17 protein-coding genes are annotated in these 15,515 nt (G+C 32.9%); 13 read left to right on the forward strand and 4 right to left on the reverse strand.

Annotated elements, in window-relative coordinates; translation table 11 throughout:
• The first annotated feature begins 26 nt into the window (after positions 1–26).
• The 4 genes from FDY99_RS20780 to FDY99_RS20795 all read left to right on the forward strand — a co-directional run bounded on the left by FDY99_RS20780 (position 27) and on the right by FDY99_RS20795 (position 4,031).
• Entirely contained in the window at positions 27–1,106 is a 1,080-nt protein-coding gene (locus FDY99_RS20780) for a chorismate mutase (RefSeq protein WP_139423556.1), read from the forward strand.
• Between the two features lie 107 nt (positions 1,107–1,213).
• A complete protein-coding gene (rsgA, locus tag FDY99_RS20785) occupies positions 1,214–2,140 on the forward strand; it encodes a ribosome small subunit-dependent GTPase A (protein WP_139423557.1) in 927 nt (308 codons plus the stop codon).
• 333 nt (positions 2,141–2,473) lie between these two features.
• On the forward strand, positions 2,474–2,890 hold the full coding sequence (locus FDY99_RS20790; protein ID WP_139423558.1) for a nucleoside-diphosphate kinase: 417 nt from the start codon (positions 2,474–2,476) through the stop codon (positions 2,888–2,890).
• Positions 2,891–3,398: 508 nt separating this feature from the next.
• Positions 3,399–4,031 (forward strand): DUF4082 domain-containing protein, encoded by a 633-nt coding sequence (locus tag FDY99_RS20795; protein WP_139423559.1) that lies wholly within the window; start codon positions 3,399–3,401, stop codon positions 4,029–4,031.
• Between the two features lie 73 nt (positions 4,032–4,104).
• Here the strand turns inward: FDY99_RS20795 and rpe are convergent, their stop codons facing one another.
• Both rpe and chrP read right to left on the reverse strand, forming a co-directional pair.
• A complete protein-coding gene (gene rpe, locus FDY99_RS20800) occupies positions 4,105–4,755 on the reverse strand; it encodes a ribulose-phosphate 3-epimerase (RefSeq protein WP_102980998.1) in 651 nt (216 codons plus the stop codon).
• Positions 4,756–4,855: 100 nt separating this feature from the next.
• On the reverse strand, positions 4,856–5,932 hold the full coding sequence (gene chrP, locus FDY99_RS20805; RefSeq protein WP_139423560.1) for a chryseobasin maturation metalloprotease ChrP: 1,077 nt from the start codon (positions 5,930–5,932) through the stop codon (positions 4,856–4,858).
• 52 nt (positions 5,933–5,984) lie between these two features.
• Between chrP and FDY99_RS20810 the strand changes: the two genes are divergently transcribed.
• Positions 5,985–6,692, forward strand: coding sequence for a DUF4294 domain-containing protein (locus FDY99_RS20810; protein ID WP_139423561.1), 708 nt, complete (start codon positions 5,985–5,987; stop codon positions 6,690–6,692).
• Positions 6,693–6,714: 22 nt separating this feature from the next.
• Here the strand turns inward: FDY99_RS20810 and FDY99_RS20815 are convergent, their stop codons facing one another.
• Both FDY99_RS20815 and mnmD read right to left on the reverse strand, forming a co-directional pair.
• Positions 6,715–7,131 carry an NUDIX domain-containing protein gene (locus FDY99_RS20815; RefSeq protein WP_102980991.1) on the reverse strand — a complete coding sequence of 139 codons (417 nt, stop codon included), beginning with the start codon at positions 7,129–7,131 and terminating at the stop codon, positions 6,715–6,717.
• A 127-nt stretch (positions 7,132–7,258) separates the two neighbouring features.
• Positions 7,259–7,933, reverse strand: a complete 675-nt coding sequence (mnmD, locus tag FDY99_RS20820; protein ID WP_139423868.1) for a tRNA (5-methylaminomethyl-2-thiouridine)(34)-methyltransferase MnmD — start codon at positions 7,931–7,933, stop codon at positions 7,259–7,261.
• An 84-nt stretch (positions 7,934–8,017) separates the two neighbouring features.
• On the opposite strand from mnmD, the gene FDY99_RS20825 reads away from it, so the two are divergent.
• From FDY99_RS20825 to FDY99_RS20860, 8 genes are all read left to right on the forward strand, one after another.
• Positions 8,018–9,088, forward strand: a complete 1,071-nt coding sequence (locus FDY99_RS20825; RefSeq protein ID WP_102980990.1) for a branched-chain amino acid aminotransferase — start codon at positions 8,018–8,020, stop codon at positions 9,086–9,088.
• 210 nt (positions 9,089–9,298) lie between these two features.
• On the forward strand, positions 9,299–9,808 hold the full coding sequence (locus FDY99_RS20830) for an FKBP-type peptidyl-prolyl cis-trans isomerase (protein WP_139423562.1): 510 nt from the start codon (positions 9,299–9,301) through the stop codon (positions 9,806–9,808).
• A gap of 79 nt (positions 9,809–9,887) precedes the next feature.
• Entirely contained in the window at positions 9,888–10,892 is a 1,005-nt protein-coding gene (locus tag FDY99_RS20835; RefSeq protein WP_139423869.1) for a peptidylprolyl isomerase, read from the forward strand.
• 74 nt (positions 10,893–10,966) lie between these two features.
• Complete coding sequence (locus tag FDY99_RS20840) at positions 10,967–11,542, forward strand: hypothetical protein (protein WP_139423563.1); 576 nt, start codon at positions 10,967–10,969, stop codon at positions 11,540–11,542.
• A gap of 250 nt (positions 11,543–11,792) precedes the next feature.
• Positions 11,793–12,629, forward strand: a complete 837-nt coding sequence (locus FDY99_RS20845) for a 1,4-dihydroxy-2-naphthoyl-CoA synthase (protein WP_066677606.1) — start codon at positions 11,793–11,795, stop codon at positions 12,627–12,629.
• A gap of 83 nt (positions 12,630–12,712) precedes the next feature.
• Positions 12,713–13,351 (forward strand): hypothetical protein, encoded by a 639-nt coding sequence (locus FDY99_RS20850; protein ID WP_139423564.1) that lies wholly within the window; start codon positions 12,713–12,715, stop codon positions 13,349–13,351.
• 81 nt (positions 13,352–13,432) lie between these two features.
• Positions 13,433–13,978 carry a PH domain-containing protein gene (locus tag FDY99_RS20855; RefSeq protein WP_139423565.1) on the forward strand — a complete coding sequence of 182 codons (546 nt, stop codon included), beginning with the start codon at positions 13,433–13,435 and terminating at the stop codon, positions 13,976–13,978.
• Entirely contained in the window at positions 13,962–15,461 is a 1,500-nt protein-coding gene (locus FDY99_RS20860) for a PH domain-containing protein (protein WP_139423566.1), read from the forward strand. Before FDY99_RS20855 ends, FDY99_RS20860 begins: the two co-directional genes overlap by 17 nt.
• The last annotated feature ends 54 nt before the right edge of the window (positions 15,462–15,515 follow it).

A 15,515-nucleotide genomic window follows, 5' to 3' on the forward strand; every position in this document is an offset into this window, starting at 1 on the left:
ATTTAAAAATATAAATTTACAACAATATGAACTTAAGAGATTTGGAAAACAACTGGATTAACCAGTTCCAACAGCCACTCATTATCGCAGGACCTTGTAGCGCAGAAAGCGAACAACAAATGCTGGAAACTGCCAAAAGAATTAAAGAAACTAATGCACAAGTTCCTATTTTCCGTGCGGGAATCTGGAAGCCAAGAACGAAACCTAATGGTTTTGAGGGAGTTGGTGTAATTGGTTTAAACTGGCTAAAAAAAGTAAAGGAAGAATATGGCTTCAAAACTGCAACAGAAGTTGCTAATGCCCATCACGTAGATGCTGCGTTGAAGGCAGATGTTGATATTTTATGGATCGGGGCACGTTCTACCGTAAATCCTTTCACAGTTCAGGAGATTGCGGAAGCTTTAAAAGGGACTGAAAAAATAGTTTTGGTAAAAAATCCTGTAAACCCTGATTTAGCTTTATGGATTGGTGCTTTGGAAAGACTTTTGGGACAGGATATTAAAAACCTAGGAGCGATTCACAGAGGATTTTCTACGTACCAAAAAACTAAATACAGAAATAATCCAAACTGGCAGATTGCTTTAGACTTCAAGAGTCAGTTTCCAAATATTCCAATTTTGATCGATCCTTCACATATTTGCGGGAATCGTACCGGATTGGCGGGAATTACTCAGGAAGCTTTAAATGTAGGTTACCAAGGTGCTATTATCGAATCACATTGTAACCCTGATGAAGCATGGAGCGATGCTTCGCAACAGATTACCCCGGAAGTTTTGGGCGAGATGATTTCTAATCTTAAAGTTAGAAGTACTGGTTTAGCTGGTTTTGATGATGAAATGGGAAGACACAGAACTTTAATTTCTGATCTGGATTTTCAAGTAATCGAATTGCTTTCTCAAAGAATGAAAATTTCTGCAAAAATCGGTAAACTGAAGAAGGAAAACGATATTGCTATTTTTCAGCCGGATCGTTGGAAAGTAATTACTGAATATGCTGCACAAAAAGCTACAGAAACAGGAATGTCTCAAGATTTTATTGAAAAAGTCTTCAAAGCGATTCACGAAGAATCTATTGAAATTCAAAACAATATTATGATTAATAGATAAATTGGTTTTAAAAAAGATGATAGGATTTAGAATTTATATTTTAGCAAATCTGATATAAACTAAATCCTGTTATCTAAAACCTAATTCCTTATCTTTGCAGTTATCGTATGAAAGGAAAAATCATTAAATCTACAGGAAGCTGGTATCAGGTTTTGGAAACAGAAACGGGAAAAATTTTTGAAGCGAGAATTCGTGGAAAATTTAAACTAATAAAAACCAGACTTACCAATCCCTTGGCTGTTGGTGATTTTGTCGAATTTCAGCTTGAGCAGGATGATATTGCGTGGATCACAAAAATAGAACCCCGCAGAAATTACCTGATCCGAAAATCTGTAAATCTTTCAAAAGAAGCACATATTATTGCGTCGAATATTGATTTGGCGTGTTTTATTTTTACATTAAAGCATCCTGAAACATCTCTAGGTTTTCTTGACCGGTTTCTTGCTTGCTGTGAAGCTTATAATATAAAACCTCTTATTTTGTTTAACAAAATGGACGTTTTGTCTGAAGAAGAATCTGAGATTGTAAAAGATATTGAATTTCTATACAACGAAATTGGATATGAAACATTGGAAATTTCTTCTTATTCTAAACTTAATTTGGATGATTTGGTTGAAATACTAAAAGATAAAACTTCAGTATTTTTTGGCCACTCAGGTTGCGGAAAATCTACATTGGTCAATGCAATGCAGCCAAATCTCAATTTAAGAACTTCTGAAATTTCTGATACTCATTTAAAAGGAAAACATACCACAACTTTTGCCCAGATGCATTTTTGGGATTTTGGCGGAAACGTGATCGATACTCCCGGTGTACGTGAATTTGCCATGATTGATATTGAGAAAGAAGAAGTGCAACATTACTTTCCTGAAATATTCAAAAAAAGGGAAGAATGTAAATATCATAACTGCATGCATGTGAATGAACCAAAATGTGCAGTTTTACAATCTTTAGAGACTGGTGAAATCCAACCTACAAGATATTCTACCTATGTTAAGCTTATGGACGAGGCAGAAGAAAACACTCGTATATAAGTAATTTCTTATCTTATTTTCTACATTTAATTTATTGCTTTGATTGATTTTGAAGCAAAAGATTATTATGTGTAATTGTGATTAATTGTATTATTGTGAATTTCTCAAATAATATGGTTGTTTTTTGTAAATAAAAAACCCAGCCGAAGCTGGGTAAAAACTAATAACCATGAAAACTCAAATTAAACATGAGAATCGAATTAGTAGTTACAATTACTGTGCCAAAAATGATTTTAAAATTTCTTAATAAAAGTTATTTTATGTTAAAATTAATTTAAAACTATATTTTGGATATTTTTTGTAATTTTGCGCCATTAAAAAAAATATACAGTTATGTCAAACATTACATTTACAATGATTAAGCCAGATGCGGTTGCTGACGGTCATATTGGAGCTATTTTAGGAAAGATTTCAGAAGGAGGTTATAAGATCAAAGCTTTGAAATTAACTCAACTTACTGTTGCTGATGCACAAAAATTCTACGAAGTACATGCAGAAAGACCTTTTTACGGAGAATTGGTTGACTTTATGAGCTCAGGTCCAATCGTTGCTGCGGTTTTAGAAAAAGATAATGCCGTGGAAGATTTCAGAACTTTAATCGGTGCTACAAATCCTGCTGAAGCAGCTGAAGGAACTATCAGAAAAATGTTTGCTAGAAGCATCGGAGAGAATGCTGTGCATGGTTCTGACTCTAACGAAAATGCTTTAATTGAAGCTCAATTTCATTTTTCAGGAAGAGAGATTTTTTAATTAAAATCCCATAAATAAGAAATCCGGAAATTATTCCGGATTTTTTTTGTGCTAATATTTTTTTTATTAATTATCTGCCATTTCGTCCTAAAAAATTATAATTTAAAAATTTAATTTTTATAAAAAACATTATTTAAATTAAATCTAATTAATTTTTTGGTGATTGAAAGTATTGTAATCAAAAGTCTAATATGTTTGAATTAAAAATTATAATAAAGATTTATTTATTGAAATTTCAGTGTTTTTACGGATAGGATGGTGTTTTTTATTTTACCATCTTTATGTCATTAAAAAAAAGGTAATCGGTTTCACTAAATCGAAACAAAAAAGAGAAAAACTAATAACCATATAATTCCTCAATGTAATGAGAAGAAAGGCAGTTGATAAAACTGCCTTTTTTTATTTGTACATTATTAAGGTAAATACCTCTGTTAGAAAGAGTGTTTTTCCTGATAGTTCAAAAAGGTATTATTTTGAAATTTGCTTCATAATATTTAAATAAAAAATTATGAAAAATCTAAGTTTCCTTTTTGAGAAAAAATATGTATCAATAAAAAACGTATTGATGATATTACCTTTAATGATTGTGTTTTCTTCTTTGAGCTGTAGTAAAGATGAAGATGATAATCAACCGCCGGCTGCAATTGTTTATAATGAAGAAAATCCTTTAGATAAATATCATAATCTGGCTGGTTTTACAACAACGTCTAATTTTGTGAATTCTGGAAATTATGAATTTGGTCTTACATTTTCTCCAAATGTAAAAGGTAAAATAAATGCTTTGGTCGTAAAATTACCTGACTTGAATCCGAATTTAAAAATAACGATCTGGGATTTTGATACAAAAACGGTGTTAAGAACTGAAATGGTAAATGTTGCTACTGCAAATACAGTTGTTGTAAAAAGCATTCCTGAAATGATGCTTGAAAAAGACAAAAAATATGTTATTACGATGAACTCTAACGATTGGTATAAAAGGAATAAAGCGGATAACAGTAATGCGGTGTATCCAATTACTGCGGGAAATATAAAATTTTGGGAATATCGATGGGTAGGAGGCTCTTCTCAAGTTTTTCCAACCAATATTTCTCTGGATTATAATGGTGGAGATTTAAGTTTTAATTTTCAGCAAGTTGATTAAATAAGCACAATATAATTAAAAAAAAGGCTGTTTCATGATAAATGAAACAGCCTCTTGTATTTAGTTTGAATTCTTAAACCTTTAAAAGCTCAATTGTTCTTTCAGGATTTTCTGTAGAGAAAACTGCGTTTCCAGCAACTAAAACATCAGCACCCGCTTCAAATAACTTAGATGCATTATCTAAATTTACTCCACCATCAACCTGAATAAGTGCTGTGGAATTATTGCTTAAAATAAGATCTTTAGTCTCAGCAATTTTCTTGTAAGTGTTTTCAATGAATTTTTGTCCGCCAAAACCTGGGTTTACACTCATTAATAATACCAAATCTACATCAGCAATAATATCTTCCAACATCAAAACCGGAGTAGAAGGATTTAATACAACTCCTGCTTTTGCACCTTTGCTTTGGATCAAATTAATTGTTCTGTGAAGATGTGTACAGGCTTCGTAATGTACAGAAACCAAATCTGCCCCGTAATCGATAAATTCTTCAACATATTTTTCAGGTTCTACAATCATCAAATGTACATCAACAAATTTCTTTGCGTGTTGCTGGATTGTTTTCATCACCGGAAAACCGAACGAAATATTAGGAACAAATCTTCCGTCCATTACATCAACATGTAACCAGTCGGCTTGAGAATTGTTCAGCATTTCAATGTCTCTTTGCAGATTCCCAAAGTCTGCAGATAAAAGGGAAGGAGCAATAAGCTTCGTTTTCATTTTTACTTTACTTAGATATTAGATATATTAAAAGTTAGAAATTAGAAATCAACCATTAGTTTTTAAACTAACTTCTAAAGTCTAATTTCTAACTTCTTTTTTAATGATATTTCAGTTTCATTTCCGGTTTTATCTTAAGAAGTGTTTCGTAAATCAACTGAATGACATTTCCGACATCTTCTTTAGAGACCATTTCTACTGTTGTATGCATGTAGCGCAAAGGTAAGGAAATCAAAGCACTTGGTACACCGCCGTTAGAATGAGCGAAAGCATCTGTGTCTGTGCCTGTTGCTCTGCTTGCTGCTGCTCTTTGAAAAGGTATTTTTTTAGTTTTTGCGGTATCAATGATTAATTCTCTAATCGTGTGATGTACACTTGGAGCGAAAAATACAACCGGACCGTCGCCGCATTTTTGGTCGCCTTCTTTTTTCTTTTCAATCATTGGTGTTGTCGTGTCATGGGTAACATCAGTAACGATTGCGATATTAGGTTTAATCGTATCTGCAATCATATCTGCACCGTAAAGACCAACTTCTTCCTGTACCGAATTCGTGATATATAAACCGAAAGGAATTTGTTTTTTATTTTCGTTTAACAGCCTTGCAACTTCTGCAATCATAAATCCACCGATTCTGTTATCTAAAGCTCTGCAAACAAAATAACGGTCGTTCATTTCGAAAAATTCATCGGGATATGTAATCATACATCCCACAAAAATTCCTAAATCCTCAACTTCCTGTTTTGAGATTGCTCCACAGTCGATAAAAATATTGTCGATTTTTGGAGTGGGTTCATTTTGATTGGCGCTTCTTGTGTGAATTGCAGGCCATCCGAAAACTCCTTTTACAATTCCTTTTTCACCGTGAATGTGAACAACTTTAGAAGGCGCTATAGTTTGGTCTGAACCTCCGTTTCTGATTACATAAATTAATCCGTCATCCGTAATGTAATTAACGTACCATGAAATTTCGTCGGCGTGCGCTTCAATAACTACTTTGAATTCTGCTTCAGGATTAATGATTCCGTAGCATGTTCCATAATGGTCAACTTCTACTTTGTCTACATATGGAGTGATGTAATCCATCCAAACTTTTTGCCCGTGATGTTCATAACCTGTTGGTGATGAAGTGTTTAAATATTTCTCTAAAAATTTCAAAGATTTCTTTTCGAATTTCATATAAAGGGAATGATTTTTGTTGTCAAATTTTGTTATAATACGTGTAAAAATAATGAAATTTCATAAAATTGCCTGCCTTTTTCTCCTGTTTTTTGTGATTGGTGTTTCTGGGCAGCAGAAAGATTCTATAACTATAAAGCCTCTCAGTCAATATCCACCGGAACAATTGAAAACCGATGAATTTGGTAATAAATATTATTATGATGAAAGGCAAAAAGCTAAATTCTACGAAATCAACGGTGAAACTGTCGTGGTGATGGATGAATTAGTTCTTTTAAATAAACCTAAATTTAATAATCAACTCGATAAAAACTATTACTTCTTTTTAAATAAAAAATTATACCGTGTCTATCCTTTATTTTTAACTGCGTTGCAACAATACAGAGATATTCAGGGTGAAATGAATAATCTTGACAGTGCTGCCAAACGAAAATACGTAAGAGACAGGCAAAATATGCTGGCTGATCAGTATGAAAAGCAGTTGAGAGATTTAACAACAACAGAAGGTCAGGTTTTTGCCAAATTAATGAACAGAGCAACAGGGAAAAACGTTTATGAAATCATTAGAGAATTACGAGGCGGATGGAGTGCATTTTGGTGGAATGTAAAAGGGAAAATGGCAGATATTGATTTGAAAGAACCTTACAATCCTCACAAGAATAGAACGGATGAGTTTTTAGAATCGCTATTGCAGTCCAATTGGAATTCCGGTTATTTGCAACCATATCCCGGAGCAAAAGATTTTAAAGTATCTAGATAAATAAAAAATTCCTGTAAATAATTTACAGGAATTTTTCTTTCAGTTTATCGAAAACGATTTTATCAATAGGCAGACTAAAAGGATTTTCTGTTGAGTCAATAGAAATCCAATCTATTTTTTCAATGCAGGGATCAAGAATAATGAAATCTTCTTCATTAATTATGTTTACCATATAATATATAGTAAGAAGCTGTTCGTTTTCTTTGAAACGGGAAACCAAGAAATCTTCTTGGGTATAAAGATGCTCTACAATTTCTATATTTACATTTAGTTCTTCTTCAAACTCACGCTTCAGGCAATCTGTCAATCCTTCTCCGTATTCCAATCCACCGCCAGGAAATTTCATTAAAGGTTCACCTGCATATTCTTCAAAAAGCGTAAGAACTTTTTTGTCTTTTACAACACACGCATAAACTCTTACATTAATATTGTCAATCATAGATAGTATTTTGCTTAGCTAAAATAGGGAAAATATTGATAAGATGGAAGCTGGAAGTTTGAAGTGGGGTGATATTTGTGATTAAATTCACGGTTAAAATTCTATCATCAAACATCCAGCTTTCAGCCTATAACTTTATCGCATTAATCATTTCTCTTTTTCCGGGAGGACCTTGTTTTTTTTCAACTTTAAAATTAAGGTCTTGTAGAATCCTTCTTACACTCCCTTTAGAAGAGTAGGTTGTTAACAGTCCGTTTATATTCATTTTATCAGAAACTATTTCAAATAAAGGCATTTCCCAAAGATCTGGCTGCACTCTTGCTCCGAAACAATCGTAATAAACAAGGTTAATTTTCGGTAAATCAATGTTTTTAAGATCAAAAAAATCGCATTGGATCTTATGTAAATGAAAACCCGGAATAATTTCTACTGATTTTTCCCATTCTGACTGATGAATTTTTTGATAAATATTTTTTAATTCAATGTTATCAAAATGCTCAAAATAGGCTAAGTTTTCAATTTCAGACTCGTTTATTGGATATTTTTCAAGGGTAAAATAGTTGATGATATGATTTTTGTCAGTTTTTAAATATTCATTAATTGTTACCAAAACATTCAAACCTGTTCCAAAACCGAGTTCTAAAATGTTAATTTCGTAATCATTTATTAAGTTTAATCCATTTTTAATAAATACATGTTCAGCTTCCTGAAGAGCTCCATGATGAGAGTGGTAGTTTTCATTTAACTCGATGATAAACAGTGTCTTACTGCCGTCGTTTGTGGTCTTTATTTCTCTTTCCAAAGTAATTTTTTTCAAATTTAATCTAAAATTTTTATATTTGGAAAATTATGTTAAATTTGTAGAACATCATAAAAATTTTAAGAAATGATAATTCAAAAAACAGAAAACTCTAGAATTTCTACTTTCGATCCTAATAATTTTTCTTTTGGAGGTACTTTCAGTGATCACATGATTATCTGCGAGTATGAGAACGGAAAATGGGGCGAGGTAAAATTGGTTCCTTATGGTCCATTATTGTTTACGCCTGCTATGATGGGAGTAAATTATGGGCAAGCTTGTTTTGAAGGTATGAAAGCCTACAAAGATAAAGACGGACAGGTTTTCCTTTTCAGGCCAGAAAAGAATTTTGAGCGTATCAATAAATCTGCAGCTCGTTTGGCAATGCCACAGGTTACAGAAGAAATCTTTTTGGATGGTTTGAAAGCTTTAATTGATATCGATAGAGAATGGGTTCCTCAAGGAGAAGGTAATTCTTTATATATTAGACCATTAATTTTCGCTACTGAAGAGGCTTTAAAAGCAAGAGTAGCTAATAAATATATGTTTGCAATTGTAGCTACGCCGGCAAAAATGTATTATACAGAGCCTGTGTCTGTGAAAATTTCAGATCATTATTCTAGAGCGGCAAGTGGTGGTGTTGGTTCTGCTAAAGCTGCAGGAAACTATGCTGCTTCTTTCTACCCAACTCAGTTGGCAATGGAAGAAGGATATGATCAGATTATCTGGACTGATGATGCTACTCATGAATATTTCGAAGAAAGTGGAACAATGAATGTTTTCGTAAGAATCAACGATACAATTTATACGCCGCCTACTTCTGAGAAAATTTTGGATGGTGTTACAAGAGATAGTTTCATTCAATTGGCTAAGAAAAGAGGCTTTGAAATAAAAGTAGAGCCTATCAAAGTAAAAGATGTTGTGGAAGCTCAGAGAAACGGAACTTTGAAAGAAGTTTGGGGAGTAGGAACTGCGGTTGTTACAACTGTTTTCCAAGCTTTAGGATATAATGGTGAAAAACTTGAATTGCCTAGACTTTCAGACGAAGAAAGTTTTGCAGTAATCCTTAAAAATGATTTAGTAGATTTACAAAATAACCTTACTGAAGATCCTTTCGGATGGAGAGTTTTGGTTGATCATGCACTAGAAACAGTTTAATTTTAGAATTAAATATCAATACAAAGTCAGGAATTATTTCCTGGCTTTTTTTGTTTAAAATTGTAATGCGAAATGGTAATTGATTTTAATATTAAATTAAAACTATCGTTAACAATCTTAGTCTCTTAATGAAATTTCAGTAGTTTCTAAATATAAATTCACCAAGTTTTGTAATTGATTCCCGAAATGCTTATTTTCGCAAAAGTTTTTATGAAAAAAATACTCTTCATATCTCTTCTTAGCTTATTGAGCTGCAAAAGAAATAACCCGGTGCATCCACCGGTTGGTGGTGTTTTGAGCCAAAATGATCTGGATGTTTCCAAAAACCGTATGAAAAATCTGAATACGGTGGAAAGGCAGCAAATTCAGGATTGGATTACAAGTCAAAATATAAAATTCTTTCCAACACAACTGAATTATTGGACTACAGTCGATGGTTTTGATAAGCGAGAAAGAAGACCTGATGAATCTACAATTTCGTATTCGTACGATCTTTATGATTTTGACCAGACTAAAATTTATGATAAATCTATAAGCAGAAACGATGCAAGATTCGGACATTTTGATGAGCTTAAAGCCGTTGAAAATGCTCTTCGATACATGCAGAACGGGGAAGAAGTAACGCTTCTTGTACCATCATCATTGGCTTACGGAACTTACGGAGACGAAAATAAAATTGATAACGATATTCCTTTAATTATAAAATTAAAAGTACTGTAAAATGAAATTCTTAAACAAAAATATAATCTTAGCAGCGGCAAGCGTTTCGCTTTTAAGCTGTACTCCAATTTATAAAAAGATGAACGTAGACAAAGAAACTTACGAAGGGCTTAAAGACGGACTTTATGCTAATATTCAAACTACAAAAGGTAACCTTATTGTAAAATTTGAAGACAAAAAATCACCGGTAACTGTGGCTAACTTTGTTGGTCTTGCAGAAGGTAAAATCGATAATAAAGCGAAAGCGAAAGGAGTTCCTTTTTATGACGGAACAATTTTCCACAGAGTAATTAAAGATTTCATGATTCAGGGAGGTGATCCTCAAGGAACAGGAATGGGAGATCCAGGTTACAAATTTGAAGATGAGAAAAACGACCTTAAACATACAGGAAAAGGTATTCTTTCGATGGCTAATTCAGGACCAAACACAAACGGTTCTCAGTTTTTCATTACTGAAGTTGCTACACCTTGGTTAGACGGAAGACATACTATTTTTGGTGAAGTTGTAAAAGGAACTGAAACTATTGACGCAATTGCTGCTGTTGAAAAAGGAGCTCAGGATAAACCAAAAACAGACATCGTTCTTGAAAAAGTAAGCATTTTTAGCAAAGGAGATGAGTACAAAGGATATGATGCTGCAAAAACTTTCAACGAAGGAAAAGGTAAAATAGCTGCTAATAATAAAGCTATGGCTGAAAAAGCTGAAGCTGATGCAAAGAAAGCTTTGGAAGCTTTAAAAGCTGGAATGCAGGTAACTGAGTCTGGACTTTACTATAAAATTACTAAAAAGACTGAAGGAAAAGCTGCAAAAGCAGGTGATAACGTTCAGGTGCATTATGCTGGTAAATTGACCAACGGAACTGAATTCGACTCTTCATTCAAAAGAAATGAGCCTCTTGAATTCCCTGTTGGAACTGGTAGAGTAATCAAAGGATGGGACGAAGGAATCTTGTTATTGAAAGAAGGTGAAACTGCTACTTTATTGATTCCACCAGCAATGGGTTACGGAGAAAGAGGGGCAGGAGGAGTAATTCCACCAAATGCATGGTTAATCTTCGATGTAGAATTGGTAAAAGTTCCTTAATCGGAAATTTTTAAATATATTTGAAAGCCGTCTCGAAAGAGATGGCTTTTATAATTTTTAAATAAAATCATTTCATGAAAACTAAATTAATTACAGCGCTGTTTATTTTTGTTTCTCTGTTTTCTTTTGCGCAAACAAAGGTAAATACAGATGATCAGGCAATTAGAAAATCGATGGTTTATTTTGCCAATACGATTAAATATAAAAAGCTAGACCAGACTGTTGATGCTATTTATCCAAAATTCTTCACAATCGTCAATAAGGAACAGTTCACGCAAATGCTGAACATGACCTACAATAATCCTTTTGTGAAAATAGATGTTCTGGATATGAAATTTATTTCGGTAGGAAAACCTGAGTTGGTTGATGGAGAGAATTTTTCAATTACAAGTTATTATCTAAAGCTGAAAGCTGATGTAAGCTCGATGAATGAAGAAATGAAAAAATCTATTTCAGAAATGCTTACCAAAAAATATGGTCAAGGAACAGTAGAATATCTTGCTAAAGAAGGCGCTTATATCATTAACGCACCAATGAAAATGGTTGCCGTTTCAAAAGATAAGAAAAACTGGAAAGTAGTTTTTGCTGATAAAGAATATAAAAAACAACTGACGAAAGTTCTACCAAAAAAGATTTTGGATAAGTTGTAAAATTGAAAGCTGATTCTCACGAATCGGCTTTTTTGTTGATTAAATACGAGTACTCCGAAAATATATTGAATTAAATAATAGTTTTCAACAAAAATTATTTTCAGAATTTTACTTGAACTAATGCTCATTATTAATTTCTCAGCGAAACTGAACTTAATAACTTAAATCAGCCTTAAAGGTTGAAGTTTCACTTATAATTATCCTCAAAATCTCTTCCTAATTCCGTATATTTGGGGAAAATTTTTACAAAATGATCGAGTGGAAAACCGTAAAGGAATACGAAGATATTACTTATAAAAAATGCAACGGAGTAGCAAGAATTGCCTTCAACAGACCAGAAATTCGTAATGCTTTCAGACCAAAAACAACTTCAGAATTGTATGATGCTTTTTATGATGCATCAGAAGATCCGTCAATCGGCGTGGTTTTGCTTTCAGGAGAAGGACCAAGTTCTAAAGACGGAGTTTGGGCATTCTGCAGCGGAGGCGACCAAAAAGCAAGAGGTCAGCAAGGTTATGTAGGCGAAGATGGAAGACACCGTTTGAATATTCTGGAAGTTCAAAGACTGATCCGTTTTATGCCAAAAGCTGTAATTGCGGTTGTTCCGGGTTGGGCAGTTGGTGGCGGTCACTCGCTTCATGTAGTTTGTGATTTAACTTTAGCAAGTAAAGAACACGCAATTTTCAAACAAACTGATGCTGATGTAACGAGCTTTGACGGAGGTTACGGCTCTGCTTATTTAGCGAAAATGGTTGGACAGAAAAAAGCGCGTGAGATTTTCTTTTTAGGAAGAAACTATAATGCGCAAGAAGCTTTCGATATGGGAATGGTGAATGCTGTAATTCCTCACGACGAGCTTGAAGATACTGCTTACGAATGGGCGCAGGAAATTTTAGCTAAATCTCCAATGTCAATCAGAATGTTGAAGTTTGCAATGAACCTTACAGACGACGGAATGGTTGGTCAGCAGGTTTTTGCAGGTGAAGCAACTCGTTTGGCGTACATGACTGAAGAAGCAAAAGAAGGTAGAAATGCTTTCCTTGAAAAAAGAAAGCCGGACTTTGGTAAAGACCAGTGGATTTCTTAAAATATAAATAATAAACAATAGGTAATGAGTGATTTCATTACCTATTATTTTGTAATTTTAGGGAAGTTCTAAATTGAATAGAAATGAGAAAGCATAAAAAAATATATTATGTTGCCGGTATTATCAGTGCACTTTTAGTTCCTCTTTTGTTTCTGTACTACGCTAATCCTGTTTACAACCAAATGAATAGGAGAGTGATAGATATTGGACTTCCTTATAAAGCTAAAAAAGGAGAAAAAGTTCCTGAATTTGCGAAGATTCCTATTGATGGCTGGAATTACAAAACAATTAATGTAAACCCGGGTTTTGACGAAAAAACTGAAGAAAATTTCATTAAAGAAATCAATCAGTTAAAAGAAAATGATATTGACAAAACCGGGGTACGATTTCAGCTTTCTGATAAAAATATTTACGCAGATATTGTTGGCTTACTCAATATTATGTTGAAAACCAAACAGGAAAGGTACGGTCTTGATATGGATGAAACCAACAGTCTATATGTCCTTTACAAAAAAGCTGATCATCAAATGTTTTCTGATATAGATGGTAATGGAGGTTGTGGATTTGGTTATTTTGATGCAGACGAATATAGATATTCAAAAGCCAGCTTCTGGAATAAACTTATTCATTATTCTCCCAAAGGATCTTATTATTTAATTTTTGGTTTTCTAATGCTGATCTACTGCGCTATCCTCAGACCTAAACTGAGTTTTAAAATTTAATTTATTCTTTCGGATGATTTTGCAGACAATAAACAATAAGAATCTGCTTTATCTGGAAAATCTGCGAGAGATCTTTATAATATGGAGCAAAACTTTCAAAATCCACAGATCTTAGATCTTGAAATTCCTGATTTCGAGGATTTAAAACTGACGCCAGTTTCACCAAAATACCTCAAGATCATTTTATTTAATCTGGGTTTATTCTCTGTTTTTCTAATCGGAGCAATTGCTGTAGCTTTTTATTTTTTTTATTTTAATTTGAGCCTTATTCAGGTTTGGATGATTGTTATCGGAATTTTTCTGATGATTGTTTTTCTTTTTCTGAATACGCTGATTGGTTTTAAATTCAGAAAATATGCAGTTCGTGAAAAAGATTTAGTATATCAATTTGGTTGGTTGAAACGAAGCGTGATTATTGTTCCGTTCAACAGAATTCAGCACATCCAAGTAGAACAGGGCTGGTTTTCTAAAATATTGGGCTTAAAATCGGTCTCGGTTTTTACAGCCGGAGTAAGCGGTGGAGATGTTACTGTAAATGGGCTTCCTGAAGATATTGCAGAAGGAATTAATCATCATATCAGAGGAACAATTTCGAAAGAAAAAATAGAAGATGGAGGAGAAGCTTAATTCTTTTTTTCAGCCTCAAAGGCAATCGAAAACGGGTATCGTATTGCTTTTTCTGTATAATATTGGAATGGTGATTAAAAATTTATGGGTTTTCGTTATTCTTTTTTTTGTCAGAAAAGATAAAATAGAGCCTTGGATTATTGTTCTTGGAATTATTGCCGGACTCTTAATTCTCATTGTTTCTGCGGTTTTACAATATTATCATTTCAAATATTATATTGATGAAGAAAACGAGGAATTTGTCATTCATGAAGGAATTATCAATACATCGGTAACTAAGATTAAAAAAGAAAATATTCAGGAAGTGAATATTTTACAGCCTTTTGTTCATCGGTTTTTTAATATCTATAAACTCGAAATCGACACTCCTGGAAGTTCTGAAAAAGAAGTCAAAATTTCAGCATTGACGAAACAAAATGCAATTGACCTTAAAAAATATCTTTTAACAGAAACTCAGCTCGAAAATACTTTAACAAAGGATGCTGAAGATAACGAAAATCAAGAAGTTGAAAAACTTCGTTCAATCAAAATTTCTACGCTCAGTATTTTAAAATATGGTATTACTGCGAATTATATTCAAAGTTTTTTTGCACTGGTCAGTTTACTGATTTATGGATTTTCTGAGCTGACTAATTTGCTTAAAAAAGTAGAATTTGATACTCAATTAGATTACGATACTCTGGAATCACGGTTTTTGGCATTTTCTATTCCTGTTATTCTTGGAATCGTTGTGGTTGTCATTATTGTAGGAATTCTGATTAATACCGTTCGTACGTTGATTAAATTTTTCAACTTTAAAATCAGCGAAAACAACCAGAGTTTTTCTTTTGAATACGGATTGTTCAACACCCGAAATTCAATTGTCAACAAATCAAAAGTTCAGGTGATTACAGAAACACAGAACTGGATTCAGAAGAAAATGAAAATTTCTTTTGTGAAATTTCTTCAGATTGGAAAAAATGAAGAAGATGAAAAAAAAGTTGCGGCCGTTCCCGGAATTAACAATACAGAAAAAGCAAAACTGATTTCAACAATTTGGAAAGAAAATCCTGTTTTTGAAAATGAGTTAAAACCTAATTTCAGATTAATTATCGTCCACACTTTTCAATGGATTGCTTTGCCTTTGTTTCTCGTTTTCTTTATTGAAAAAGAATTATTCATAAATTATTGGTTTTTAGCGATTGTCTACATTGTTTTAGCCGAATTATTTATTCTGATTTCTTTCAGAAATTTAAAATTGTTTTACAGCGAAAGATTCATAAGATTAAAATCAGGAATTTGGGATGTCGATAACCGAACTTTTGAGGTAGAAAAGCTTCAAACTGTGAAAATTTCTCAGTATTTTTGGCAAAGAAAAACAAACTTAGGAAGTATCACTTTTTATACCTCTGCAGGACGCTTCAAAATCGTTGCTTTAAACTTTACAAAGCTCAAAAAACTGTTGAATTACTGCATTTATAAAATAGAAACATCTAAAAAATAAATGATAATTAATTAATGATAATCGATATATCATTAATCAATTATCTCTTATCAA

The organism is Chryseobacterium mulctrae, from assembly GCF_006175945.1.
GTDB lineage: Bacteria > Bacteroidota > Bacteroidia > Flavobacteriales > Weeksellaceae > Chryseobacterium > Chryseobacterium mulctrae.